This is a genomic window from Treponema sp. B152 (assembly GCF_024181665.1).
Lineage (GTDB): Bacteria > Spirochaetota > Spirochaetia > Treponematales > Treponemataceae > Treponema_B > Treponema_B denticola.
The window spans coordinates 910,215-934,589 of record NZ_CP058668.1 but is presented as its reverse complement, the minus strand read 5'-3'; the positions used below and the strand labels follow the sequence as shown (position 1 = coordinate 934,589).

Annotated in this window: 25 protein-coding genes; 4 read left to right on the top strand and 21 right to left on the bottom strand. The window is 35.5% G+C overall.

Features of this window, described 5'->3' with window-relative positions:
* Positions 1 to 3 precede the first annotated feature (3 nt).
* The 14 genes from HYB91_RS04180 to ettA all read right to left on the bottom strand — a co-directional run bounded on the left by HYB91_RS04180 (position 4) and on the right by ettA (position 12,711).
* Complete coding sequence (locus HYB91_RS04180) at positions 4 to 990, bottom strand: YcaO-like family protein (protein WP_002675244.1); 987 nt, start codon at positions 988 to 990, stop codon at positions 4 to 6.
* Positions 983 to 1,573 carry a hypothetical protein gene (locus HYB91_RS04175; RefSeq protein WP_002675245.1) on the bottom strand — a complete coding sequence of 197 codons (591 nt, stop codon included), beginning with the start codon at positions 1,571 to 1,573 and terminating at the stop codon, positions 983 to 985. Before HYB91_RS04175 ends, HYB91_RS04180 begins: the two co-directional genes overlap by 8 nt.
* On the bottom strand, positions 1,566 to 2,411 hold the full coding sequence (locus HYB91_RS04170; RefSeq protein ID WP_002675246.1) for an McbB family protein: 846 nt from the start codon (positions 2,409 to 2,411) through the stop codon (positions 1,566 to 1,568). Before HYB91_RS04170 ends, HYB91_RS04175 begins: the two co-directional genes overlap by 8 nt.
* On the bottom strand, positions 2,401 to 3,237 hold the full coding sequence (locus HYB91_RS04165; protein WP_253716103.1) for a CPBP family intramembrane glutamic endopeptidase: 837 nt from the start codon (positions 3,235 to 3,237) through the stop codon (positions 2,401 to 2,403). The genes HYB91_RS04170 and HYB91_RS04165 overlap by 11 nt, the downstream gene beginning before the upstream one ends.
* Positions 3,238 to 3,281: 44 nt before the next feature.
* Positions 3,282 to 3,524 (bottom strand): hypothetical protein, encoded by a 243-nt coding sequence (locus tag HYB91_RS04160; protein WP_002669651.1) that lies wholly within the window; start codon positions 3,522 to 3,524, stop codon positions 3,282 to 3,284.
* 155 nt (positions 3,525 to 3,679) lie between these two features.
* On the bottom strand, positions 3,680 to 4,546 hold the full coding sequence (locus HYB91_RS04155; RefSeq protein ID WP_253719644.1) for a CPBP family intramembrane glutamic endopeptidase: 867 nt from the start codon (positions 4,544 to 4,546) through the stop codon (positions 3,680 to 3,682).
* A 44-nt stretch (positions 4,547 to 4,590) separates the two neighbouring features.
* Positions 4,591 to 4,848 (bottom strand): hypothetical protein, encoded by a 258-nt coding sequence (locus HYB91_RS04150; protein ID WP_002669654.1) that lies wholly within the window; start codon positions 4,846 to 4,848, stop codon positions 4,591 to 4,593.
* 155 nt (positions 4,849 to 5,003) lie between these two features.
* Positions 5,004 to 5,870, bottom strand: a complete 867-nt coding sequence (locus HYB91_RS04145; RefSeq protein WP_253719643.1) for a CPBP family intramembrane glutamic endopeptidase — start codon at positions 5,868 to 5,870, stop codon at positions 5,004 to 5,006.
* Between the two features lie 199 nt (positions 5,871 to 6,069).
* Positions 6,070 to 7,197: a hypothetical protein gene (locus tag HYB91_RS04140; RefSeq protein WP_002675247.1), complete on the bottom strand. Its 1,128-nt coding sequence runs from the start codon at positions 7,195 to 7,197 to the stop codon at positions 6,070 to 6,072.
* 5 nt (positions 7,198 to 7,202) lie between these two features.
* A complete protein-coding gene (locus HYB91_RS04135; protein WP_002675248.1) occupies positions 7,203 to 7,943 on the bottom strand; it encodes a WecB/TagA/CpsF family glycosyltransferase in 741 nt (246 codons plus the stop codon).
* A complete protein-coding gene (locus HYB91_RS04130) occupies positions 7,924 to 8,697 on the bottom strand; it encodes a 16S rRNA (uracil(1498)-N(3))-methyltransferase (RefSeq protein ID WP_002675249.1) in 774 nt (257 codons plus the stop codon). The genes HYB91_RS04135 and HYB91_RS04130 overlap by 20 nt, the downstream gene beginning before the upstream one ends.
* Positions 8,697 to 10,175, bottom strand: coding sequence for a S41 family peptidase (locus tag HYB91_RS04125; protein ID WP_002675250.1), 1,479 nt, complete (start codon positions 10,173 to 10,175; stop codon positions 8,697 to 8,699). Before HYB91_RS04125 ends, HYB91_RS04130 begins: the two co-directional genes overlap by 1 nt.
* A gap of 48 nt (positions 10,176 to 10,223) precedes the next feature.
* Positions 10,224 to 10,949, bottom strand: coding sequence for an HAD family hydrolase (locus tag HYB91_RS04120; protein ID WP_002675251.1), 726 nt, complete (start codon positions 10,947 to 10,949; stop codon positions 10,224 to 10,226).
* Between the two features lie 13 nt (positions 10,950 to 10,962).
* A complete protein-coding gene (gene ettA, locus HYB91_RS04115; RefSeq protein ID WP_002675252.1) occupies positions 10,963 to 12,711 on the bottom strand; it encodes an energy-dependent translational throttle protein EttA in 1,749 nt (582 codons plus the stop codon).
* 136 nt (positions 12,712 to 12,847) lie between these two features.
* On the opposite strand from ettA, the gene HYB91_RS04110 reads away from it, so the two are divergent.
* The 3 genes from HYB91_RS04110 to HYB91_RS04100 are packed head-to-tail and all read left to right on the top strand — an operon-like array spanning position 12,848 to position 15,140.
* On the top strand, positions 12,848 to 13,291 hold the full coding sequence (locus tag HYB91_RS04110) for a hypothetical protein (protein WP_002669683.1): 444 nt from the start codon (positions 12,848 to 12,850) through the stop codon (positions 13,289 to 13,291).
* Positions 13,292 to 13,312: 21 nt separating this feature from the next.
* A complete protein-coding gene (rsmD, locus tag HYB91_RS04105; RefSeq protein WP_002675254.1) occupies positions 13,313 to 13,864 on the top strand; it encodes a 16S rRNA (guanine(966)-N(2))-methyltransferase RsmD in 552 nt (183 codons plus the stop codon).
* On the top strand, positions 13,857 to 15,140 hold the full coding sequence (locus HYB91_RS04100; RefSeq protein WP_002675255.1) for a glycoside hydrolase family 1 protein: 1,284 nt from the start codon (positions 13,857 to 13,859) through the stop codon (positions 15,138 to 15,140). Before rsmD ends, HYB91_RS04100 begins: the two co-directional genes overlap by 8 nt.
* A 32-nt stretch (positions 15,141 to 15,172) precedes the next feature.
* Here the strand turns inward: HYB91_RS04100 and HYB91_RS04095 are convergent, their stop codons facing one another.
* The 6 genes from HYB91_RS04095 to brnQ form a co-directional block, all read right to left on the bottom strand.
* Positions 15,173 to 16,105, bottom strand: a complete 933-nt coding sequence (locus HYB91_RS04095; RefSeq protein WP_002675037.1) for a DMT family transporter — start codon at positions 16,103 to 16,105, stop codon at positions 15,173 to 15,175.
* A 31-nt stretch (positions 16,106 to 16,136) separates the two neighbouring features.
* Positions 16,137 to 17,279, bottom strand: coding sequence for a hypothetical protein (locus HYB91_RS04090; protein WP_002675257.1), 1,143 nt, complete (start codon positions 17,277 to 17,279; stop codon positions 16,137 to 16,139).
* Positions 17,280 to 17,344: 65 nt separating this feature from the next.
* The gene (gene mtaB, locus HYB91_RS04085; protein ID WP_002675259.1) at positions 17,345 to 18,751 is read right to left on the bottom strand and encodes a tRNA (N(6)-L-threonylcarbamoyladenosine(37)-C(2))-methylthiotransferase MtaB; all 1,407 of its coding nucleotides are present in this window, start codon (positions 18,749 to 18,751) and stop codon (positions 17,345 to 17,347) included.
* Between the two features lie 3 nt (positions 18,752 to 18,754).
* Complete coding sequence (locus tag HYB91_RS04080; RefSeq protein ID WP_002675261.1) at positions 18,755 to 19,396, bottom strand: tetratricopeptide repeat protein; 642 nt, start codon at positions 19,394 to 19,396, stop codon at positions 18,755 to 18,757.
* Complete coding sequence (locus HYB91_RS04075) at positions 19,386 to 19,763, bottom strand: bactofilin family protein (protein WP_002669698.1); 378 nt, start codon at positions 19,761 to 19,763, stop codon at positions 19,386 to 19,388. The genes HYB91_RS04080 and HYB91_RS04075 overlap by 11 nt, the downstream gene beginning before the upstream one ends.
* Positions 19,763 to 21,151 (bottom strand): branched-chain amino acid transport system II carrier protein, encoded by a 1,389-nt coding sequence (brnQ, locus tag HYB91_RS04070; protein WP_002669699.1) that lies wholly within the window; start codon positions 21,149 to 21,151, stop codon positions 19,763 to 19,765. Before brnQ ends, HYB91_RS04075 begins: the two co-directional genes overlap by 1 nt.
* Before the next feature lie 320 nt (positions 21,152 to 21,471).
* Between brnQ and HYB91_RS04065 the strand changes: the two genes are divergently transcribed.
* Entirely contained in the window at positions 21,472 to 22,236 is a 765-nt protein-coding gene (locus tag HYB91_RS04065; RefSeq protein WP_002675263.1) for an Rpn family recombination-promoting nuclease/putative transposase, read from the top strand.
* Between the two features lie 191 nt (positions 22,237 to 22,427).
* Here HYB91_RS04065 and lepA read toward each other — a convergent pair whose 3' ends face one another.
* A complete protein-coding gene (gene lepA / locus HYB91_RS04060; RefSeq protein ID WP_002694425.1) occupies positions 22,428 to 24,233 on the bottom strand; it encodes a translation elongation factor 4 in 1,806 nt (601 codons plus the stop codon).
* Positions 24,234 to 24,375: the final 142 nt, after the last annotated feature.

The following is a 24,375-nucleotide window of genomic DNA, read 5'->3' as shown; positions in this document are numbered from 1 at the left end:
TCCCTATATTACAGCACATTCTACGGCATTTTTTAACTCTTTTTCAATACCGTAAAGAACGGAAATAACTCTTGTTTTATTTTTCCTTATATTTGAAATTGTAGGAATACAATTAAACATAGTTTTTGATATAGCTTTTATGGTAATTTCTCTTCTACAACCTGCAATATTTAATAAACCTACTTCAATATCATCAAAAGGCGGATTTATTATTATTTTTTGTACAGACTTTAAATTCTCAATACTTATTTGTTTTACATTACAAAGAGTAAAAAAATAATCGTCAAATTTTTTATTATTTTTAAGATACATAGACTTAGGCGAAAGCTCGTCCATCCATTTTTGCATTAAAGCTTCTTCAATGGCAGAAACAAGGGTGTGCATAACGTCTTTATCGCCTGAAATACCCGAACCGATTATCTGTAAATTATCATTTAAAATAAAAACAATTATAGTATGAATATTGCTTATATTTTGAGCATAAAATATTTTTATATTTTTTTCATTGATTCCGTATTGCAGTAAAACGGCTTTTACGGCAGGAGTAATTTTTACAAGGCTGCATAATTTTTTATACCACATAAGCATGAGTTCATTTTTTTCTAAGAGTTCGCAAATTGCTTTTTCTATTAAAATAGCAGAGTTCAAACCCGATGCCGTTCCTGTGGTGTCCTTATGACCATATTTTGAATCATAACCGTAAGTAAGCACATTGCGTTTTACAAGAGTTTTTTTTAATCCGTTAATTAAAATAATTTCAGTTTTTTTATTGCTGCGATAATTATTTACCATTTTAAAGCGTTCTAAAAATTCATTATGCAGTTTTCCGAAAATTTCGATTTTATTTTTACCTGATGAGGTGTTAGAATATGGGAAAATTTTCTTTTTATTTTTTGTTTTTTCAACTTTAAAAACGCCTAAACCAATTATAGGATCATCATTAAAAACCGTTTTATTCATAAAAAAAGATTTTTGATAATAATCAAACATAGGGCATACCCTTTATATTGATTGTGGTGATATAAAGCTGTTTTAATGAATCAATATTAAGATCAAAAGAAGTTTTATTAAAATTCTCTATATTCTCCGTGAATACAAAATCATAGTTATTGCAAAAGGATTTTATTTTTCCTGCGGCTTCACCTATTGAAAGGATAGATTTTATAAAAGATGAAGCTCCGTATTTATATAAGGAGTTATACAAAGAAGCAAAAAACGAAACGGATATTTGGTATTCGGCATTAAGATTTTTTATTTCGGAATATTTTATAAACTTTTTAAAACTACTGTCATAAGCATAATTTCCCGCTTCTACAAAATCGGTATTATAAAAAGAAACAACGGGGAAATATGAACAATCTTTATTTTGCATATTATTTATAAGGGAGTCTAATTCAATAATTAGTTTAGGTAATTTTTCAATGGAATACTCTTTTAAATTAATTTTAGAATAATTTTCGGAATTATTTTTTAATAAATTTACATCAATCGTCCTATCGGCTGATAAGGGTTTTAAAGGATTACTTAATTGATAAAATTTTAATATGGAATTTAATATAAAATTATTATTCATGGCAAGGACAAACCTCCCAAGGAATTGCAATATCATAATCGGTTTTGCCTGTTTTCATATTCAGTTGTTTTATAAGTTTTACGGTATAATCATTTAAATCCGTTATATCGTCTATAATCTCATTTATCAGCCGGATAATTTTAAAATTATCGAGAATACTTTCGGTATTAAAATATACAGTTTTTGTGTATATGAGGTCGATAATTGTTTGAAATGAAACATTGCCCGTAAGTTTTGATTGGGAGCGTAAAGAGCCTTCCAAATGACTGAAATAACACAAGGGACAAGGGTTATGCCAATCGGCTTTATGATAATTTGTAAAATAAAAGCTATAATTATAATAAAAAGCTAATTTGTGGATAACATTATTTTCTTTTAAGCAGTTTGCAAGTTCTGTATATAGTTTATAATTAAAGGGATTTAAAACAATATAATATACGGCATCCTTATCAAGGTTTAAAAATAATTCGGCACTTACCAGATTTATATCGAAGGTGATAACATCATAGGGAATATTTAATCCCGATAAATTGAATTTTAATGAAGAAGCAATTTCTTTTGAATTGGTAAAAAAATAAAGCCGATTTATCGGATGAGACGTAAATTCATCTTTAATCGCCAATAAATTTTTTAATAAAAAATCCAAACAGAACTCACCTTCTTCGCCGTATCGTTCTTTAAGGTCTTCAAGGGTAAAGGTAAGATTATAATCATCGTCATTACTTGTAAAAAAATCAATTAAATTTGTATCGGTTATAATGCAGGTAGTTTTTTCATTTTGAATGACGGTAATCTCATCATTCTTGTACATGAGGTAAGGTATCAGTTTATACTTCACTTAAAATTTGTCTCCTTTTTAAGTATTTTTTTATTTCTTGTATAGCTATTATTATACCAATAATAAAAATTATAAAATAAATAATTATTAAAAAATAAAAATATACATAGTTAAATAAAAATATAAAAAAATTATTAATTGAATGAACAAGAATAGGAATATAAATATTATTGGTTTTTTCATAACAATAAGTCAATAAAATTCCTGCTAGAAATAAAAAAAACATATTTATTCCAAAACCGTATTTTGGTATGTGTAAAAGAGCAAAAAGTATTGAAGAAATAAGTACACCAATAAAGGCATTACTTATTTCTTTTAATTTATTATACATAAGCCCTCTATATAGTATTTCTTCAAAAATAGGACCAAAAATTACTGAACCTATAAGCATAAAAGGTTCAAAACGAGGTTTTAGAGATTTTTCTAAAATCAAAATATCATATATAGTAATATTCTTTTTACCCGTTAAAACATCATTAAAATATTTAAAAAAATTAAAAAGAAAAGCATTATCAAAGATAAAGTATATTATGTAATAGATCATTCTGGTTGATAATATATAAATCAAAATTTTTACAATAAAAGAAAAATTTATTTTTTTATAAGTAAATATTATCTTTAGATCTTTTAAATAAAATAAATAGAAAATAATTATAAATAGTAAAAATAATAAAATGCCAAAAATTCCATTATATTTAACAAATAAAATATAATAGTAATTATAAAAATTTTTAAAAAGGAATTTACCGACATAAGAAAGCATAAAAAAAACAAGAATATACAATATAAAAAGAAACCACAGTTCTTTTATTATTTTTTTATTCATAATCCATACCCTATAATAAGAACATCGAAGGAAAAATATTATAGTTATAAAATAATTTCCTTTTCTGTAATTATACTTCCTGAGCCTCCTCCGCAGCAACAATAAGAAGGGGGAGAAATTGGAAAAGGATCTCTGTTAAAATAATCTCCCATAGGCTTAATACCATCATCCCAAGCTTTTTCATCGTTCAATGAATCACTTATTCCATCAAGAATAAGACCGTCATTTAAAATAATACCGTCATCTTTTGTTATACCTTTCATTTTAAGTAATGGTGTGTTTTTCATATAAATCCTCCATAAGTTTATATTTTCCTTCGATGTCTAACTTAAGCCTATCATATAAAATTTCACCCGTCAAGCGTAAATTTACGAAATTTATAAAAATTTCAATTTTATTTAACAAATTTTAATGTTTTTTGAATTTAAATTTGCCGATTACATTATTTTTCACTCTCCGATAGAGAAGCCGATTGTACAAGATTAAAAGTTTTCCGCGCTTTTAAATGTTTTTTTATTTCTTGTATAGCTATTATTATACCAATAATAAAAATTATAAAATAAATAACTATTAAAAAATAAAAATATACATACTTAAATAAAAATATAAAAAAATTATTAATTGAATGAACAAGAATAGGAACATAAATATTATCGGTTTTTTCATAACAATAAGTCAATAAAATTCCGTCAAGCACAAGAGAAAACATTTTTATATTAAATCCGTAACCGGGGATATGTAAAAAAGCAAAAAGTATTGAAGAAATAAATACAGCAATAAATACATTGCTTATTTCTTTTAATTTATTATATAGAAGTCCTCTATATAGTATTTCTTCAAAAATAGGACTGATAATTACTGTAGCTATAAGCATAAAAGGTTCAAATCGAGGTCTTTGCAATTTTTCTAAAATCAAAATGTCATATATAGTAATATTCTTTTTACCCGTTAAAACATCATTAAAATATTTAAAAAAATTAAAAAGAAAAGAATTATCAAAAATAAAGTATATTATATAATATATCATCATAATTGATGACAAATAAATCAACCCTTTTACAACAAAAGAAAAATTTAATTTTTTATAAGTAAATATTATCTTTAAATCTTTTGAATAAAATAAATAGAAAATGATTATAAACAGTAAAAATAATAAAATACCAAAAATTCCATTATATTTAACAAATAAAATATAATAGTAATTATAAAAATTTTTAAAAAGGAATTTACCGACATAAGAAAGCATAAAAAAAACAAGAATATACAATATAAAAAGAATACATAGATCTTTTATTATTTTTTTATTCATAATCCATACCCTATAATAAGAACATCGAAGGAAAAATATTATCGTTATAAAATAATTTCCTTTTCTGTAATTATGCTTCCTGAACCTCCTCCGCCGCAACCGCAACCTCCAGGACCAGGGCCAAAATCATGATTGCGCCTAGGATCTCCTTCCATAACACCTCCCATAGGCATCATACCATCATCCCAAGCTTTTTCATCGTTCAATGAATCACTTATTCCATCAAGAATAAGACCGTCATTTAAAATAATACCGTCATCTTTTGTTATACCTTTCATTTTAAGTAATGGTGTGTTTTTCATATAAATCCTCCATAAGTTTATATTTTCCTTCGATGTCTAACTTAAGCCTATCATATAAAATTTCACCCGTCAAGCGTAAATTTACGAAATTTATAAAAATTTCAATTTTATTTAACAAATTTTAATGTTTTTTGAATTTAAATTTGCCGATTACATTATTTTTCACTCTCCGATAGAGAAGCCGATTGTACAAGATTAAAAGTTTTTCGCACTTTTAGGTGTTTTTTTATTTCTTGTATAGCTATCATTATACCGGCAATAAAAATTATAAAATAAATAATTATTAAAAAATAAAAATATACATAATTAAATAAAAATATAAAAAAATTATTAATTGAATGAACAAAAATAGGAACATAAATATTATTGCTTTTTTCATAACAATAAGCCAATAAAATTCCTACTAAAAATAAAAAGAATGTATTTATTCCAAAACCGTACTTTGGTATGTGTAAAAGAGCAAAAAGTATTGAAGAAATAAGTACACCAATAAAGGCATTACTTATTTCTTTTAATTTATTATACATAAGCCCTCTATATAGTATTTCTTCAAAAATAGGACTGATAATTACTGTAGCTATAAACATAAAAGGTTCAAAACAAGGCCTTAGCGATTTTTCTAAAATCAGAATATCATATATAGTAATATTTTTTTTGCCACTTAAAATATCATTAAAGTATTTAAAAAAATTAAAAAGAAAAGCATTATCAAAGATAAAGTATATTATATAATATATCATTCCAATTGATAATATATAAATCAAACTTTTTACAATAAAAAAGAAATTTAATTTTTTATAAGTAAATATTATCTTCATTTCTTTTAGATACAATAAATATAAAACAATTATAAATAGTAAAGATATTAGAAGGTCAACAATTTTATTATATTTACCGAATAAAGCATAATAGCAATTATAAAAATTATTTAATAAAAACTTATGAATATACGAATTTATATAAAAAACAAGAATATACAATATAAAAAGAATACATAGATCTTTTATTATTTTTTTATTCATAATCCATACCCTATAATAAGAACATCGAAGGAAAAATAATATCGCTACAAAATAATTTTCTTAAGTTTATATTTTCCTCCGATGTCTAATTTAAATCTATCATCCAAAATTTCATCTGTCAAACATAAATTTATAAAAATTTCAATTTTTTTAATAAATTTTAATGTTTTTTGAATTTAAATTTACCGACTTTTAGGTTTCAGTCACCTATCTTCGATTTTAAATTTTCAAGTTCTTTTTCTTTTGTTTGAGTTTCGGCATCAAGGGTTTTATTGCTATCTTCAAGTTCTAAGCATTTTGCTTGGATTTCTTTTAATTCGGTTTCGATATAGTCTTCCAATGACATAGTATCTCCGCCAAGACCGGAATCGAACCTGATTTCTTTTTTTAGAGGGCTTAAAATAAGTTTTATAAAATTTTCGGCCAGTTTTAAAACGGCATCATTCATAAAATTCGTTTCAAGGCCCTGACTTAAACGGGTTTGGTATTCTTGTTCACATAGATCTGCATATTGATTTGCCTTTTTTACCTCGGATTGACCGTTTAAGATATTATATGTTTTAATATTGTTTTTTATATCAACCCGCCTTATTTCGGCAACTTCTTTTATGTGCTTGTTTTTGCTTGCTCCTAAAAATTTAGGCTGAATATCCTTTATCCAAAGAATATTCGGAAAATCCTTTGATACGGTAATTTTAATTCTTTTTAAATCGACACCGAATTTTGCATCGATATCGTGGGTTAAAATAACAAGCCCTTCATCATAGTATTGATCTGCCTTTAAACCCATTCCGGTTGACATACCGCTTAACTGTTTTCGATACAAGGTGGTCTGTTTTAAATTCGCTTCCAGTAATCCAAGCTCCAATATTTCCTTAAAGCTCTGCATGTTCAATTGAGTATTTTGTAAAACTCTTAAACTGTCTTCTAAACCGCTTATTTCGATTGATTGCTTTTGCATGTTTATTTTATTGTCAAGAATTTCTTTTTCCTTTTCTTTTAATTCTTGATTTGCTGCAAGAAGTTTTATCTGAGCTTTGCGCGCCTCAATTTCGGCAAGTTGACTGTCAGTTACCTCGTTAACCACCTTTTTATTTACAAAGGAATTAAATGCCGTCATCAGCGGAATCATTAGAATACAGGATAAGGCAGTTGACAATACTATTGCAAGCACAGCATTTATTTTTCTTAATTTTGTACTTGCAAAAAAGAGCACAAGAACAATGCCGATGATACATGCCGCCATGACAAAAAAAGACATAGTCATGCTGACCTTATCCTGCACCCTATAAAAAAACATCGATACACTCATTAAAAAGTTTTCCATAAAGTTTACCCTTTTCTAAACAGTCTATAAAATAAGAGCAAAATATTATACCAAATATAACCAAAAAAAGTAAATATTCTAAAAGGATTTTTAAGCACTGGGATTATAAAATCCCACCCGGAATTAAAAAGTTTTTCGGAGGGGCGTTTTTTAAATTTGGAAAAAATATCGATTAGGTTTGCATAACGGATAAAGATTCCGGAATTAAAATGCTCCTTGTTGCGGTAAATCCATTTTCTCCCGCCGGGGACTCCCTTTCCTATAATGACTACGGAAGGGGCTGCCTTTGAAATAGCCGAAATAATATGGGGCTCCATCGATTTATGATAGTAACCGGCAAAGCGGCCAACCAAGCGTAGCCCGGGAAATGTGCTTCTAACGTTTTTTTCGGCGACGAGAAGACTTTCCTGCCGGCCTCCGAAAAGATAGAGGCTCTTATAGTGGGAATCTATTACGTTTAGAAAATCTATAACTACCGAAAACTGCTGTCTTCTTACGGGGACATCTTTTTTTAAAAAGCGGGCACCGCGTATCAGGCTTTTTGAAACAGGCAAACAAAGAGCCGCTTCTTTAACCATATTTCTAAACTCTCCGTTGCGGCGTGCTCTAAGAACATCCCAGATAGTCATAAAGATAATCTGCTGCGGCCCTTCTTTATTTAAAAGAGACATCACGGTTTCTTCTATATCTTCTTCATGTAAAACATCAAGAGGAACATTTAAAAAATTAATTCTTTTTACAGCCACCTTTTTCCTCCATTATAACCTGAGCGGCCGCAATCGAATAAATTGCCGCCGTTTCGGCACGGAGCACATTTGTATTAAAATGCACTTCTTCAAATTTATGTTCTTTTAAAAATTCAATTTCTTTAGAACCTATGCCGCCTTCGCAGCCTATGGCAAGCACTATCGCCTCGGTCTCGGCCGATAAGCAGTCAAAAAAACTAAACGAGCCTACCTTTTTTTCGCTCAGCATTATAAAAGCGGTTTTCCTGTTCGCCGTATAGTCCAAAACCGAATCCAAAGCCACCTTCAATTCTTGGGCAGGAAGAATTTTAGTATTTACAACGGAACCTGACTGCTGTCTTGCCTCTCTGATAATACGCTCGCGCCTTTCGGTTTGATTTATGTTTTCTTTTTTTATAACAGAGAATTCTCCCAAAACAGGAACAATGAGCGAACAGCCGGCTTCTGCAGCCTGCCTCACTGCAATATCCATGTGATTCCCCTTTATAAGCCATTGCATTAAAATAATTTCTGCATGGGGTTTATAAGGTTCAGCCTCTAAGGCTAATTCTTCCTTTAAAAGCCTAAGCTCTATATATTTTTTTTCGGTATTAATTTTAAAAACTTCAGCCGAGGCAGGCTTAACTCCATTTAAAGAAATGTTTAAGACCTGCCCTTCTTTAATTCTCCGCACGGAAACAAGATAGTTATAATCTTTTTTATTGAGCCGGATTATATCCTTATCCGGCTCTGCGGAAATAATCAGCTGCTTCATTATTTTTTATCTTCGGTTCTTGCCTTTTCTTCTTCCTGCATCTCAAACAGAGTCTTCGTAGTTTTACAAAGAGCATTTACATCCTTTGTTTTTAAAAGATTTATTGCTGCCTGCAGCTGCTCATCATCTTCATCTATAACGGGACTTTCGTGAGAGCGGTAGTATTCAACTTTTACAAGACTTAAAATCAGCTCATGTCTTACATTGTATTCTTTACCAAGCTTTTTAGAAAAATCTATCATCTCATTTTTTGAAATAGAAGGCTTGCTCCTTGTAAAGTTTGCAATTTTAGAAGTCTTTAAAAGCTCAAGTACGCTCTTTTCTTCATCGGGTGTAAAACTAGGCCTTTTAACTTCCAAGTCGGGAAGAATCCCCTGCTTATTTATATTTGCCCCGCTAGGAGAATAGTATCTTGCTATTGTAAGCTTCACAAGCTCCTTTTCGCTCAACTGGACGACACTTTGCACCAAGCCCTTGCCGTAAGAGCGGGTTCCTACAAGATAGGCCCTCTTATGATCCTTTAAGGCACCTGCCACAATTTCGGAAGCACTTGCAGAACCTTCATTTATGAGAACAACTATGGGCATATCTTTAGGAAGCCTTTTTACGAATCGGCGGACATTATAAGTTTCGCTTGTGTTGCGGGCTCTTCCCTTTGTCGAAACCACAACACCCGATTCTAAAAAGATACTCGCTACATCAATAGAGCTTGTAATCAAACCTCCGGGATTATTCTTTAAATCAAAGATCAGCTTTGTACAGCCTTCTTCTTGTAATTTTTCTATAGCCTCGGTTATTCGTTTTGCCGAATTAGGATTAAACTCTATTAAACGGATATAGGCAATATCCTTTCCGATTTTTGTATACTTTATGGTAGGAACTTCGATTATGGCTCGTGTCAGTGTAAGATCAAACTTTAGATTTTTTCCTCTAAGAACTTTTATTGTAACCTGAGTACCTTCTTTCCCCCGAAGCATATTTAAAACATCCTCCTGGGTAATCTCTTCGGTTTTTACTCCGTCGATTTCGATAATATAGTCTCCCGGTTGAAGTCCGGCCTTCCAACCCGGAGTTCCTTCAATAGGGCTTGCAACTTCAACATAGGCAGGACGCTCAGGGGTAGATACATTCGGTTTTGTAATATGAACACCTATACCTCCAAAAACACCGGTTGTAGTATCCTCCAAATCATGACCCGCCGTCGTATCCTTAAAAATATAAGAGGTATAAGGGTCTTGAAGAGAATTAAGCATCCCTTCCATAGCCCCCTTATATAAAACGGCGGGGTCTATTTCATCTACATAATTTTCTTGAAGAAGTTTGTACACGGATTCAAGATATCGTAAATTTACATCGGCATTACCTGCATCGGATTCGGAATTAGATGTTGCAGGAGCCCGCTGCGGCATAAAAAAAATAGCTGCCAACAGAAGAGTTAAAAAGATAATAGTATTTATCCAAGTTATTCTTTTATTCATCTTTCTATTTTGAACTATATTGTAAATTTGTCAATAGGGTAAAGAATTTTAACCTTCAATCAGTTCTATCAGCTCGTCCCAATCGCTTATTTTGGTAAATTCAAAATCGGGAGAAATATGGTTTTCGTTGTCATAGGGACAGGCAAAACTGCTTGTATATAAGACAGGTTTTATTCCGAGAGCAGCTGAGCCTATAACATCGGCTCGCGGGTTGTCTCCGCAATACCACACCTCATCGGCGGAAAGGCAGGCTTTTTTTAAGGCTGCTTCAAAAAGAAGGCAATCGGGCTTTCTAAACCCGTACTCACTTGAAGCTATTATAAATTCGAATTTGTTTCGCGGAAGATATTTATTTATTCTTGCAGTCAGGGCTTTTTCCGAAAAAGCAATATTGCTTATGACGGCAGTTCTGATATTTTTGGCTTCCAAAAAGAGCAGAAGTTTTTCGATATTGGGCATTGCCCTGCACGGTGCCAGAGCTTCCCAAAAAAGGATTTCCAGCTCCGTGTAGGATAGGTTAAATTCTACATTAAGGATTTGAAAAAGACAATTATAAAAATTATGAGTGTGTATTTCTACATCGTTTTGTAAAGCCCGCGATTTTACCTTCTCAAAAATAGCCATTCCCTTTTCATAAAAGGTAATAAAATCTATTTTATCGGGATTTTTATGAATTTGAGCATAGAGGGCCTTATAGGCTCTTTCCAAATCAAGCTCCTTTTCATAAATAAGAGTATTCCCATAATCGAATATAATCATCGCAGGGCTTTTCATAGGGTTAAGCCGGTTACCTTTCAAGCTTTCTGTAAACGCCTCTGTGGGGAGTATCGGCATCCTTACCGTACTTTTCGCGTCTCCATTCGGCGTATTCCGTCCAGTTGCCGTCAAACCATACAACTTCTCCGTCAGCTTCGAAGGCCAAGATATGGGAGCAAACTCTGTCCAAAAACCAGCGGTCATGGCTTATGACAAGGACTGAACCTGCAAAACTTTCAAGGGCTTCTTCCAAAGCTCGAAGAGTGGTAACATCCAAATCGTTTGTAGGCTCGTCGAGCATTAAAACGTTTCCGCCTTCTTTTAGCATCATAGCCAAATTAAGTCTGTTCCTCTCTCCGCCTGAAAGTACGCCTACCTTGCGGGATTGGTCTTGTCCCGAAAAGTTAAACCAAGAACAATAAGCCCTTGAGTTTACCTCGCGTACACCGGAAGAACCGTCCGAGGCTCCCAGCTTTATAATATCAAGCCCGTCCGAAAGCTGCTCCCAAACGGTCTTGTTAGGATCAAGTTTTTCTCTTGTCTGATCTACATAGCAAAGTTTTACCGAATCCCCTATTTTGATTTCACCCTCATCGGGTTTTACGATCTGCCTTTTTTGATCGGCTCCTTCCGGGGTTTCAAAACCTGCAGCCCCGACTATCATCTTAAATAGGGTTGTCTTACCGGCACCGTTCGGACCTATGATACCGACTATGGCTCCCGCAGGAACCGAAAAATTAAGCTTATCAAAGAGAATTCTGTCGCCGTAATGCTTTGCGGCATTTTTAACATCTATAACCAAGTTCCCCAGCCTCGGTCCCGGCGGAATGGTAATCTGAGAATCCTTTATTTTTTCCTTTGAGCCTTGGGCTAAAAGTTTTTCGTACTCGTTGATACGGGCCTTGCTCTTGGCATGTCTTCCCTTCGGGCTCATACCAATCCATTCAAGCTCCCGTTTTAAAGCCTTTTGGCGCTCCGTCTCTCCCTTTTCTTCAAGAGCAAGCCTTTTTTGTTTTTGATCAAGCCAACTTGAATAATTGCCCTTCCACGGAATACCTTCTCCTCGGTCAAGCTCCAATATCCAGCCTGCAACATTATCCAAAAAATAGCGGTCGTGGGTTACGCAGATAATCGTTCCTGCATATTGATGGAGATGCCTCTCAAGCCATGCCACCGTTTCCGCATCCAAGTGGTTGGTAGGTTCGTCCAATAAAAGAATATCGGGCTTTTGAAGAAGGAGTCTGCAAAGGGCAACCCGTCTTTTTTCTCCCCCTGAAAGCACATCGATTACCTGATCGGCGGGCGGACATCTCAAGGCTTCCATAGCAAGGTCGAGACGGCTGTCCAAATTCCAAGCATCTGTTGCATCCAGCTTTTCCTGCACCTTGGCCTGTTTTTCCATCAGTTTATCCATATCGGCATCGGGATCGCCGAAGGCTTCGTTTATCTTGTCGAATTCCGCAAGAAGGTCTACCAATTCCTGAACCCCCTCGGAAACAACCTCTCGAACGGTCTTGCCGCTTTGAAGCTGGGGCTCCTGTTCAAGATAGCCTATAGTATAGCCGGGAGCCGAAGAAACTTCTCCCATATAATCCCCGTCAATTCCTGCCATAATACGCAAGAGGCTTGACTTACCGGACCCGTTAGAACCTATAACTCCTATTTTTGCACCGTAAAAATAAGAAAGGCTTATATCCTTTAAAACCTGTTTTGTTCCATGGGTTCTTGAAACCCTATCCATTGTGTAAATAATCTTTTTATCGTCTACTGTCTTTGCCATGGTGTCAGTCTATCAAAGAACCGCTAAAAAAGCAAGGGGAAGGAAAAAAGGTCGAACAATTAAAGCCGATAAATTTATCTTCCGAAAATAAAATAGAGCTGTAGTTTTTTTAGTTTATTTTAAAAGGGGAAAGAAGATGCTTCATAAGATTGTTTTTCAGGATAATTTGTTTCAAATAACAAGAATGTTGGACGTAATAAAGGACGGTCTTAATTTAGACCTTTCAGAAAGTATTTTTGCAGATAAGATGATGAGGGATATTTTATTTTTTGATGCGGCTCTTCAAAAACTCTTCAATCAGATAGAACCTCAATCCCATCTGCCTGATTATATAGACACAATGAACTGTCTTTATTTTTGCATCAAAAAATATATGAGCGTTTTGAAGCTTATCCTAACTGAAAAGCTTGGAGGCGAATCTATTTTTAATACGGAAAAAACCCGTATTGAAGGTATTTACAAAAAGCATCAGGATTTTCTCGGCAAAATAAATATAGATATTTCCGATACGAATATTGAAAATGAAACATACAACATAGTTTCTCAAAATGAACTTTCAGAGTTATTGAACTTAGGATAGGTCTGTGCTATAATTATTCTCATGAGAATAACCGGCGGCAGTTTAAAAAACAGGCAGGTAGAATGCCCTAAGGGGATAATACGGCCTGCAATGGACAGGATGAGGGAGTCTGTTTTTTCCATACTTGGAGACCTTTCAGGTCTTTCTTTTTTAGACCTTTTTACGGGCTCAGGAGTCTGCGGTTTGGAAGCCTACTCACGAGGAGCCTACCCCGTCTACCTTGTAGAAAAAGATGCCGATAAATTCCCCGTTTTATTAAAAAACGTTTCAATGGCAGATAAAAAGCTTGAATGTAAAAGGATGCCTGCAGAAACATTTATAAAAAGAGCTAAGGAATCATTTGATATTATCTACCTCGACCCTCCCTTTCCCTATAAATTTCACATAGAACTTCTCGAAAAAATAGCAGAATCAAAAATATTAAAAGAAGGAGGCCTTGTGATGATGCACAGGCCATCCGAAAAGGCGATGCCTCAAACAATAGGCTCTTTGACAAAAAGCGATGAAAGGGTATATGGAAGATCCATCGTGGACTTTTATCGTAAAAAAATTCCTGGAGAAAATGATGTTTAAGTTAAAAGAAAATTTTTTACTTGGGGTTGCTACGGCTTCTACCCAAATTGAGGGAGGAAGGGTAAACTCCAACTGGAACGATTTTTGTGACCGCAAAATGACAAATGACGGCTCCGATGTCGCCCGTGCAAATATGCACTACGAAAAGGTTGAAGAAGACACCGAACTTCTAAAAAAGATGGGGATTCAAACTTACCGCATGTCCTTAGAATGGGCACGCATTGAGCCTGAAAAAGGAAAGTTCGACACTAAAGCCATTGACCACTACAAGGAAGAATTAAGCCTTTTAAAAAAAGCAGGTATAAGACCCTTAATAAGCCTATACCACTTCAGCCATCCCATGTGGTTTGAGAACTCGGGAGGCTTTACAAAAAAAGAAAATGTCGAAGTCTTTTTAAATTATGTAAAGACCTGCATAAGCGAGCTTGGAAGCTTTTGTAGCGACTATGTTACAATAAATGAACCCAATGTCTATGCAGTTCAGTCCTTCTTTTTAGGTCTTTGGCCGCCCGAAAAAAAATCGATTGCAAAAACTTTAAAGGTAATGAATATTTTCATAGCAGCACACTGCAAAGCCTACGATTTAATCCATGAAATACGCAAAGAAAAAGGTCTTACGGATACAAGAGTAAGTTTTGCCCACCACATGCAGGCCTTCCACCCAAAGGATAAGAATAGAAAAGCCGATCAAAGGGCGGCAAAAAGAATAAGCAAAATTTTCCAAGACGGAATTATGGAAGCCTGTTTTAAAGGAGAATTTTCATTTCCATTTAAAAATATCCTAAACATAAAAAAGAAAAACTATTTAGATTTTATAGCTATCAACTATTATTCAAGGCAGGCAGTAAGAGGGTTCTCTTACAAGGCTTTTGAAAACACGCCTAAAAACGATTTAGGCTGGGATATTTATCCCTTGGGCTTAATCGAGTGCGCTCAAACCTGTTATAACTGCCTCCCCCTTCCGATAGTCATAAGCGAAAACGGAACCTGCGACAATAAGGATGAGTTTAGATGCCGCTATATTTATGATCACCTAAAGCTTATAAGCGAATCTCCCCTCCCCTTTGAAGCCTATTATCATTGGTGCTTTATCGACAACTTCGAGTGGAAAGAAGGAGAATCCGCCCGTTTCGGCCTTGTGTACTGTAATTACGAAACTCAAGAAAGGACCATCAAAAAAAGCGGTGAATTCTACAGCGAAATGATCAAAAAACGAGGTGTCGATAAACCGATGATAGAAAAATATGTTGAACCTTGTAAGTATAACGTAAGGTAAATTTATCAAAAGCCTTTGCGTTCTTGGAGCGCTTAGCAGTTTACTTCTACCGATTTCTTTTTTAAAAACGAAAGCTTTGTTTCGGAGATTATAATTGCAATAAAGATAAAGGAACAACCTAGGGCTAAAGCAGGCGTAAATTTTTCGTCGGTAAGCATTATCGAAAGAAAGATACTGAATACAGATTCAAGAGAAAAAATAAGGGCAGCCGTAGTCGGAGGCGTGTTCTTTTGCCCCACAGCCTGAAGCAGGACGCAGAGGGCCGTACAAAGAACGGTTAAATAAACAAGCGTAAAAACAGACTGATAATTCCAAACGGTATTGGAATTATCCTCGAACAAAAGAGAAAAAATAAGAGCATAAGTTCCTGCAAAGGCAAATTGAGTTAGCGTTATGAGGGGAACATCGAGTTCTTCCATAAATTTAGGAAGAAGAACTATGTATACGGCAAATATAAAACTGCTTATAAGGGAAAGAACATCTCCCCAGTTTACCCCCTTTTGGCTTTCCAAGATCAAATCCGGCATCGAAATTGCAAGGATTCCTGCAAAACAAAGAAAGGCAGCAAAAAGATTGAATTTATCAGGCCTTTTTTTTAAAACTACGGCGTTTACAAATGGAACCAGAACACAATAGGTAGCCACCAAAAAAGAGCTTCGGCCGGGAAGCCCACCTGCAGTAGTAATTGCAATGGCTTGCAAAGAATAACCGGCAAACATAATCAGCCCTAAAATCATTCCGGCCTTTACGTAACGCTTATCAAGCTGTTTTAAACGCTTAAAGAACACGGCACAAAGAATCAGACAGGCAGGCAAAAAACGGCAAGCCAATAAGAAGTTGGGCTTAAAAAAATCGTTTGTGCTGCTTACTGCAACAAAGGTACTTCCCCATAAGAGGGTGGCTGAAAGAAGAGCAAGCCGTGAGAGAATTCTAATACGGCTGCCTGATTTTAATTTAAAAGACATAAGAATTCCTAAAAATAAATTACGTTAAAAATTAATATTCAAATGAAAAAGCAAAATCCAAGCCTATTTTTTGCTTTTCCCAAGGTTTATTACCCAGTTCCTTTAAAAAGGCAGAAAAATCTATCTGAAAATAGGTAAAATCAAGACCGACTCCCAAATGAGGGTAAAGTTCATGCATACCCAACCTAAAGCTCAAAACCTTGTGAAAAACTATTTCGGTTCCAAAGGCTAGGTTGAGCAGAGGACTCCTATTTTTGTTAAAAATTGGCTCGAGAATATTCTGATAATCAAGATAAAATGACCATGAAGAAACGGTAGTCCATACATCGTCAAAAACAGGCATTGATCCTATGCCGGCACTCAAATTAGGCAAAAGAGTTTTATATTGTGTTTTACCTGCCGTAATTGCCTTTTTATAATCTGAAAAATTATTATAAGGGGTTAAAAAGACCGGAGTATAAGCATCTTTACATGTAATACCTAAAAAAAAGTAGTTGTCATACTTATATAAAAAACCGGCATCCAAACCGATACCGCTGGCTAAAACAATATTTAAGTCCTGTAAACCTGAATTCACAGCCAAAGTCATATCTGCCTTGCTCTTATTCAAAGCATAAGAAAATGTTTGAAAAAAGCCCTTCATCTGAAAGCCTAGCGATACCTTATTAACATCATCGTCATAAAGACAAATACCATAGCCTCCGGTTACTAAAAGCTCTTCTCCTATTAAAAGTTTTTTCATTATAGTATTTTGTACATCAGCGTGCAAAACGGTTCTATTAAAAATGCCTACCGCAAAATTCCTATCGGCTAAGCTGAGGGCTAAAGGGCCCGTAGCAGAAAAGTCAAAATACTTACTGTCACCTTTGTAAAGATATTCCGCAAGGGTCTTTAGTTTTTCAGAGGCAAAGATAGAACCAAAACCTCCAAAACTATCTTCATTTGCATGGAGAGCAATCTTTCCTGCCGACCAACGTTTGGTCAAAAAAGGAAATATAGCCGGGTTTGTAAACAATGTCTCGGTTCCGGCCTGATATGTTGTAAAAGGTGCCCCCAATCCGCTTATGCGGGGAGAAACATATGAGGGAGTAACCGGTTCAGGCATAGAAATCTGTGCAAAACACGCCGAACCAACAATTATACACAAAAACAAAAACGCAATTACTTTCTTCATTTTTACCTCCGCTCAAATTCCTTATATCTTTATTAAGCTTCCAAATAATTTTATCATAAAATACATTAATCCGCAAGATATGCATTTCCATCCTTTATGACAACAAAAAGGCCCTCTCCGCCCTTATAGTTTTCGGCTTTCTTGTTCACTACTAAAGGAAGACTTAGATAATTTTCGGTTACAATCCTCAAATCCTCATTGTTTTGAGGTTTTTCGATAACGCCAAAAAACAACTTTCCGTTACAGGAGGCCAAATAACTTTGATAGTTTTTTCCGCTCAATTCCGAAAGAAGCGAAGCCCTTCTACCTGCGTCTCTTTCAGGAACCTTAGGTCTCATCGAAAAAGCCTTTGTTCCCGGGCGGGCCGAAAAAGGAAAAACATGGATACCGGGAATCTTTAAATCTTCACACATCTTAAATGTTTGTAAAAAATCCTCTTCCGTCTCGGAAGGAAAACCGGTAATAATATCGCATCCGATAAAAGGATTATCCTTTGCCTTGCGCAAATTATTTATCGCCCTTCTGATGTCGGCCTCCCTATAGGGCCTATTCATAGCCTTTAAAATTTTATCGCTTCCCGACTGTATCGAAAGATGAAAATGAGGGCAAATCCTTTTATTTGCTACAATTTTTAAGATGCCGTCATCTACACATTCGGGATACATGCTCGAAATGCGGAGCCTTATTTTTTTTGTATTTTCCAAAAGCATGGCCAAAAGATTCGCAAAGCCTCCATAGGTTTCGTCCCTATATTGGGATAGGTTTACACCCGACAAAACAACCTCTGCGGCTCCGTTTTTTTCTATTTGAACTATCCGCCTTACGGCTTCTTCAGCAGGCAGGGAAACGGAAGTACCGCGTGCAAGCCTTATTCTGCAATAGGCGCAAGCATTATTACATCCGTCTTGTATTTTTAAACTGGCTCTGGAATGAAAAACAAAAACGGGAGAGCTCAGCTTAAACATTGATTTTCTTCTTTCCGTTTCCTTTAGCAAAAAAGATTTATCCGGTCGGTCTTCTTTTGAATATATTTTATTTCGAAAAATAAGAAGATTTTTTTTAAGATTAACGGTATCTTCTTTTAAATCTTTATTTTTAAGGCAGGAATCTTTTAAAAACTTAGGAAGCCCATCAAGCTCATCTTTTTTTTTGCCCGAAAAGGCTATAATTCTTTTATTTATTTTTTCGATAGAATCGGCTTCAAGCTCTGCATAGCAGCCTGTAACAAGGATGACAGACTCTTCATGCTCCTTTAGTAAAAGCCGGATAAGACGACGGGCTTTTTGTTCTGCCTTTCCCGTAACCGTACAGGTATTTACAATACACAGTTTTACAGGCAAAATTGAAGTCTCTGCTTCTTTTGAAAACACATCAAAACCGCATTCGGCAAAACGGACGGCAAGAGCCTCGGATTCCACCTGATTTAAGCGGCAGCCGAGCGTTTCTATTCTAACCGAAAAAAAATTACTCATAGATTAAAAACGCTGCAGCACCCTTTCACGCCCTTTCTGAGCATCAACAAGGTTTTTGTTTAAGCTCAAGGCCTTATTGTAGGCTTCAAGGGAATAACGGTATTCTTTTATCTGCTCTCTGGCATAGCCTAAACGAACCCACCAAAGACTGTTAAAGGAATCAAGGGTCACGGCTACGGAAAAAGAAATGTCGGCATGCCTGTACTTTGCCATTCTCAAATATATTTCTCCCATAAAATAATAGGAAGAAGAAATACGCACTCCATTGGGAGCATAAGAAATATAATCTTGAAAAAGTTTAAGGGCTTCGGAATTTTTACCCAAATAATAACAGGCCTCAGCCTGAGTTGCTATAAGGCGGGGATCGGTTTGTGCAATTTTACGTCCGGCTAAGGCCATATCATAGGTTTTTTGGTATTGGCCGTCAGCCAAGAGAGCCCATGTCATTACAACATAACTGTCCAAATTATTGGGAGACTGCTTAATTTCGGCCTCGCAGACGGCAATAGCTTCGGCATAACGTCCGTTCTTATACAAGACCAGAGCATCTGGCTTATTTTGAGAAAAAACAGGAGCCCAGCACAGCATAAAAAAAACAAGAGTAAATTTAAAGATAAAATTAATTTTTGTTTTTTTATCTTCCAAATTGCTTATCCTTTGTCATGGTACAAATACCGTTAAATACGCAGCCACTTTCAAGAACTACTTCCGGAGCCGTAACATCGCCTATCAGTTTTCCGCAAGAAAAAACATGCACCATAGTATCGGCCAAAACATTACCTTCAACCGCCCCCTTGATCACAACCCTGTCAGCCCTGATATTGGCCTTAACAACAGAATTTTCATCAACGGTTACATCGCTTGTGGAAACCAAAAAGCCCTCCACATGCCCCTTAATCATAAACGGTTTTTTACACTCTATCTTACCGCTAAACTGAATATCAGGAGCTAAAACCGTATCGTAATCTTCTTCATCCAAATCCAATAAATTAACTTTTTCTATCTCAGCCATTATTCATCCTTTTTTTGAGATTCCCTCTTCATTGAGGGTGCTTTTTCGGTCTTTTGCATAATAATATAACCAAATCCGAATAAGAGAGAAAGACCCAAAGCAGGAAGGAGCCATGGGAATCCTATACCTTCAAAGGGGAGGGTCTTTAATACATTGATGGTAGTATTAAAACTCATACCCACTTGATCCATTGCCGGAAAGGCTTCAAGTTTAATAAGTAAGTTGTTGATAAGCTCTTGAGCCGCAACCCAGCCTTGGAGGATACTTATCGAAAGAGTGCCTATTACTGCACCATGAAAAAAGTACTTGTTCGGTATAAATTCTGCAAACAAATTTAAAACTATCAACACAATCGCTACCGGATAAATAATTTCCAAAATAGGACCTGCAATAGAGATAATATTATCTACACCGAAATTCGAAAGAAAAAAACTTACGACACAGATAATGATAACGGTGGCACGGTAGCTTATATCGTCTTTAAATCTTTTGGAAAAATACTCTCCTGCAGTTGCGGTAAGACCGATTGAGGTAGTTAAACAGGCCAAACCTATTGCCAAACCTAAAACTATTCGGCCTCCCCTTCCCCATAATATCTCACTGGACTGAACTACAATTTCGGTTCGTGAAAGATTATCGGGTAAGACAGCACTTCCTGTTGCTCCTACATATACAAGGCCTCCGTAAACAAGACCTAAGCCTATACATGCAATAAGCCCCGTCCAGATTGTCATTTTTAAAAGAGATTTTTTTTCCGTGTAGCCTTTTGCACTGATACTAGAAATAACTATTGTGGCCAATATCATAGAGCCTAGAGCGTCCATAGTTTGATAGCCTTCTTTAAAGCCTCTTAAAAATATCTTATCGACTGAAGGATCTGAGGGCCTACCTATGGGAGTAATAAAGCCCTTTATAACCAAGAGGCCTAAAACGGCTATCAAGGCAGGCGTTAAAAACTTTCCTACCCTATCTATAACATTATTAGGGGTTAAAACAAAGAAAAGAGTAATCGCAAAGAATATAAAGGACGATAGAACAGAGCTTATCCCGAAGTTGGGTCTGATAGCTATTTCATAAGTAGTAGCTGCAGTTCTGGGAATGGCAAAAAGCGGCCCTATTATAAGCATAACAAAGATTATAAAAAAAGTTCCAAATAACTGGTTTATATTTTTAGTAAAATTGGAAAGATGTCCGTCGCATTTTCCCATGGATATGATACCCAAAACGGGCATTCCGACTCCCGTTACCAAAAAACCTAAAAGAGAAAAAATCCAATCCTTTCCCGATAAGTGTCCCAAAGTAGGCGGAAATATCAAGTTTCCGGCTCCTAAAAACATAGCAAATAAAGCAAAACCTATAACAATAATATCGGTGGTCTTTTTGCTCATAAATTGTTCCCATCCTTAAAAAATTATTTATTAAAACAACAAGCGATTATATCATTCTTTTGGGAAAAGAAAAAGAGGGTCGATGAAAAATGTACATCCCTGTACATTTTTCATCTTAGAGTTTGCGGCAAGCGCAAACTCTCGAAGTTTGAAACCACCGCCGTCCATGGCGGTTGGGGAATGTACATCCATGCACATTTTTAATCTTAGAGTTTTGCTTGCGCAAAACTTTCAAACATTCAATTTATAGAAATATTTTTATAATTTACTATTTTTTTCAAATAATTCTTATAAATATAATGAGGAGGCGAGATAAACAAATGCTAAAAAAATTTGAAGATTTAACACTACAGGATGACTTCATGTTCTGTAAAGTTATGCAAAATCCGGATTTGTGTAAAAGGCTCATTGAGATGATATTGGCCGACACAATAGGTAAGATTGCCTATATTTCGGTACAGCACAATATTAACACATACGAACAGGCAAAATCCGTAAGGTTTGATGTTTTAGTGCAGACAGAAAACGGTAAATTTTATGATGTGGAAATGCAGGTAAGCAACGAGAAGAATATACCTAAAAGAATGAGGTTCTACCAAGCAGCCATTGATATTTCGTTCTTGGATAAAGGGAATTTCTATAGCGATTTAAATGACAGCTTTGTAATTTTTATTTGTTTATTTGATGTTATAGGCAAAAATAGACCTGTTTATACTTTTGAAAACATCTGTCTTGAAGATAAAAACACGCCTTTACAAGATGGAACAAAAAAGGTTATAATAAATTCAGAGGCTTTTAAGGACGCCAAAGACAAAGAATTAAAGGAATTTTTAGAATACCTTAAAACAGGTAAGGCAAAAAGTGAATTTACAAGGAGGATAGAAGAAATGATACAAACAGTAAAACAAAACGAACAAGCAAGGCAAGAATACAGGTTAATGTCTACTTTTGAAATGGACGCTAGGTATAAGGGTATTTATGAAAATAAGCGAGAAACGGCTAAAATATTAAAACAGTTGGGTGACTCGTTGCAAAAAATTATGCAAGTTACAGGTCTTACCGAATCCGAAATCGAAAAACTGTAATTTCACCCAATCTCCTTTGTATTCATCTCAACCAAAAAATAAACCATAAAATTTGTAATAAAGCGGGGTTTCCAAAGGGGATACCCCTTTGGCAGTGCGGGAAAAAGAGGGGGTTATAGGGGGAGAGTACAGCCAGCAGAGCTTCAAGGCTAAACCCTGCTCTGAACGGGGTGTTCTCTCCCCCTAATAATTTAATCCTCCTTAGTCTTCAATACTGCTAAGAATGCGGACTGCGGGAGCTCTACATCGCCTATCATCTTCATGCGCTTTTTTCCTTCCTTTTGCTTTTCGAGAAGTTTTCGCTTTCGGGTGATGTCACCTCCGTAACATTTGGCAAGAACATCCTTACGCAAGGCCGAAATTGTCTCTCTGGCTATTATCTGACTTCCGATAGCTCCCTGAATCGGTATCTTAAACTGTTGACGCGGAATTTCGTCTTTAAGTTTTTCGCAGACAAGACGAGCCTTGTCATAGGCGCTCGGTTTATATGCAAGCTGGGCGAGGGCGTCAACCGGCTTTCCGTTAATTAATATATCTATCTTTGCCAAATCGGTAGGACGGGTTTCTATAACCTCATAATCAAATGAAGCATAACCGCGGCTTATACTTTTAAGCCTGTCATAAAAATCAAACAAGACCTCGGCTAAGGGCATCTCGTAGGTCATTTCAACCCTTTTTTCGTCCAAGTAAGTCATATTGGTCTGCACTCCCCTCTTTTCCATACAGAGGGACATAACATTTCCGAGATAATTTGTAGGCGTTATAAGCGTTGCCTTTATATAGGGCTCCTCAGCCGAGGCTATAAGTCCCTCGTCGGGATAATCGGCAGGGTTATCGCAAATAATTTCTTCTCCCGTACGCATGGTAAGTTTATAGCGTACCGAGGGAGCCGTAAAAATAACCGACTGATCGAATTCTCTTTCCAACCTTTCTTGTACGATTTCAAGATGAAGAAGGCCCAAAAAGCCGCACCTAAAACCGTGGCCGAGTGCAAGGGAAGAGTCCTTTTCCCATGTTAAACTTGCATCGTTCAGCTTTAATTTTTCAAAAGATTCGCGGAGCTCCTCATAATCGTTTGTATCCGTAGGATAGACGGAAGAAAAAACTACGGGCTTTACTTCTTTAAAACCGGATAATGGGGCCTTGCACGGAGCGGCTGCATCGGTGATGGTATCTCCTACACCTACATCCGAAACGGTTTTAATGCCTGCAATTATATAGCCTACTTCTCCGGCCTGCAGTGAATCCTGCTTTACAAGGTCTAGGACAAAGGTTCCCGTTTCTTCTACCTTGTATTCGCCTCCGGTATTCATAAAGCGGATAGTCATTCCGGGTTTTATCATTCCTTCAAAAACACGCACATGGACTACAACTCCCCTGTATGGGTCGTAATGGCAGTCGAAGATAAGGGCCTGTAATGGATTATCCTTTGAACCCTTGGGCGGAGGAAAGGTTGTTATAATCGCTTCAAAAAGAGCATCGATATTTTCGCCTGTCTTTGCAGAAACGGCCACAGCCGCATCGGGATCAAGTCCCAGGTCATGGTCTATCTGATGCTTTGCAGCATTTATATCGGCCGCAGGTAAATCAATCTTGTTTATGACGGGGAGAATTTCCAAGTCATGCTCAAGGGCAAGATACATATTTGAAAGGGTTTGAGACTCAACGCCCTGAGTGGCATCTACAATTAAGATGGCCCCCTCGCAAGAGGCAATGGCACGCGAAACCTCATAGGAAAAGTCTACGTGCCCGGGCGTATCTACAAAGTTTAAAACATAGTTTTTACCGTCCTTAGCCGTATAAGGAATTCGGACAGCATGGCTTTTTATGGTAATGCCCCGCTCCCGCTCTATGTCCATATCATCGGTCATCTGATTGCGGTGATAGCGCTCATCTATTATCTTAGTCTTTTCGATAAGCCTATCGGATAAGGTAGACTTACCGTGGTCTATGTGAGCTACAATACAAAAATTGCGTATATTTTCAGGATTTAACATAGGGCTCATTATAATGAAAAAATAAGATTATGTCAATTTTCAAATTTTATTACCATTTTCTTAACCTATTTTTAAAACCCATTACTTGCACAAAATGTAAAAATATGGCATTATACAAGAGAAATAAAGTTTTATTGGAGTA

Excerpts from the sequence above, each read along its gene's own strand:
- HYB91_RS04180 (WP_002675244.1), bottom strand. The coding sequence starts at position 990 with ATGTTTGATTATTATCAAAAATCTTTTTTTATGAATAAAACGGTTTTT.
- HYB91_RS04175 (WP_002675245.1), bottom strand. The coding sequence starts at position 1,573 with ATGAATAATAATTTTATATTAAATTCCATATTAAAATTTTATCAATTA.
- HYB91_RS04165 (WP_253716103.1), bottom strand. The coding sequence starts at position 3,237 with ATGAATAAAAAAATAATAAAAGAACTGTGGTTTCTTTTTATATTGTAT.
- HYB91_RS04160 (WP_002669651.1), bottom strand. The coding sequence starts at position 3,524 with ATGAAAAACACACCATTACTTAAAATGAAAGGTATAACAAAAGATGAC.
- HYB91_RS04155 (WP_253719644.1), bottom strand. The coding sequence starts at position 4,546 with ATGAATAAAAAAATAATAAAAGATCTATGTATTCTTTTTATATTGTAT.
- HYB91_RS04150 (WP_002669654.1), bottom strand. The coding sequence starts at position 4,848 with ATGAAAAACACACCATTACTTAAAATGAAAGGTATAACAAAAGATGAC.
- HYB91_RS04145 (WP_253719643.1), bottom strand. The coding sequence starts at position 5,870 with ATGAATAAAAAAATAATAAAAGATCTATGTATTCTTTTTATATTGTAT.
- HYB91_RS04140 (WP_002675247.1), bottom strand. The coding sequence starts at position 7,197 with ATGGAAAACTTTTTAATGAGTGTATCGATGTTTTTTTATAGGGTGCAG.
- HYB91_RS04130 (WP_002675249.1), bottom strand. The coding sequence starts at position 8,697 with ATGAAGCAGCTGATTATTTCCGCAGAGCCGGATAAGGATATAATCCGG.
- HYB91_RS04125 (WP_002675250.1), bottom strand. The coding sequence starts at position 10,175 with ATGAATAAAAGAATAACTTGGATAAATACTATTATCTTTTTAACTCTT.
- HYB91_RS04120 (WP_002675251.1), bottom strand. The coding sequence starts at position 10,949 with ATGAAAAGCCCTGCGATGATTATATTCGATTATGGGAATACTCTTATT.
- ettA (WP_002675252.1), bottom strand. The coding sequence starts at position 12,711 with ATGGCAAAGACAGTAGACGATAAAAAGATTATTTACACAATGGATAGG.
- HYB91_RS04110 (WP_002669683.1), top strand. The coding sequence starts at position 12,848 with ATGCTTCATAAGATTGTTTTTCAGGATAATTTGTTTCAAATAACAAGA.
- rsmD (WP_002675254.1), top strand. The coding sequence starts at position 13,313 with ATGAGAATAACCGGCGGCAGTTTAAAAAACAGGCAGGTAGAATGCCCT.
- HYB91_RS04100 (WP_002675255.1), top strand. The coding sequence starts at position 13,857 with ATGTTTAAGTTAAAAGAAAATTTTTTACTTGGGGTTGCTACGGCTTCT.
- HYB91_RS04095 (WP_002675037.1), bottom strand. The coding sequence starts at position 16,105 with ATGTCTTTTAAATTAAAATCAGGCAGCCGTATTAGAATTCTCTCACGG.
- HYB91_RS04090 (WP_002675257.1), bottom strand. The coding sequence starts at position 17,279 with ATGAAGAAAGTAATTGCGTTTTTGTTTTTGTGTATAATTGTTGGTTCG.
- mtaB (WP_002675259.1), bottom strand. The coding sequence starts at position 18,751 with ATGAGTAATTTTTTTTCGGTTAGAATAGAAACGCTCGGCTGCCGCTTA.
- HYB91_RS04075 (WP_002669698.1), bottom strand. The coding sequence starts at position 19,763 with ATGGCTGAGATAGAAAAAGTTAATTTATTGGATTTGGATGAAGAAGAT.
- brnQ (WP_002669699.1), bottom strand. The coding sequence starts at position 21,151 with ATGAGCAAAAAGACCACCGATATTATTGTTATAGGTTTTGCTTTATTT.
- HYB91_RS04065 (WP_002675263.1), top strand. The coding sequence starts at position 21,472 with ATGCTAAAAAAATTTGAAGATTTAACACTACAGGATGACTTCATGTTC.
- lepA (WP_002694425.1), bottom strand. The coding sequence starts at position 24,233 with ATGTTAAATCCTGAAAATATACGCAATTTTTGTATTGTAGCTCACATA.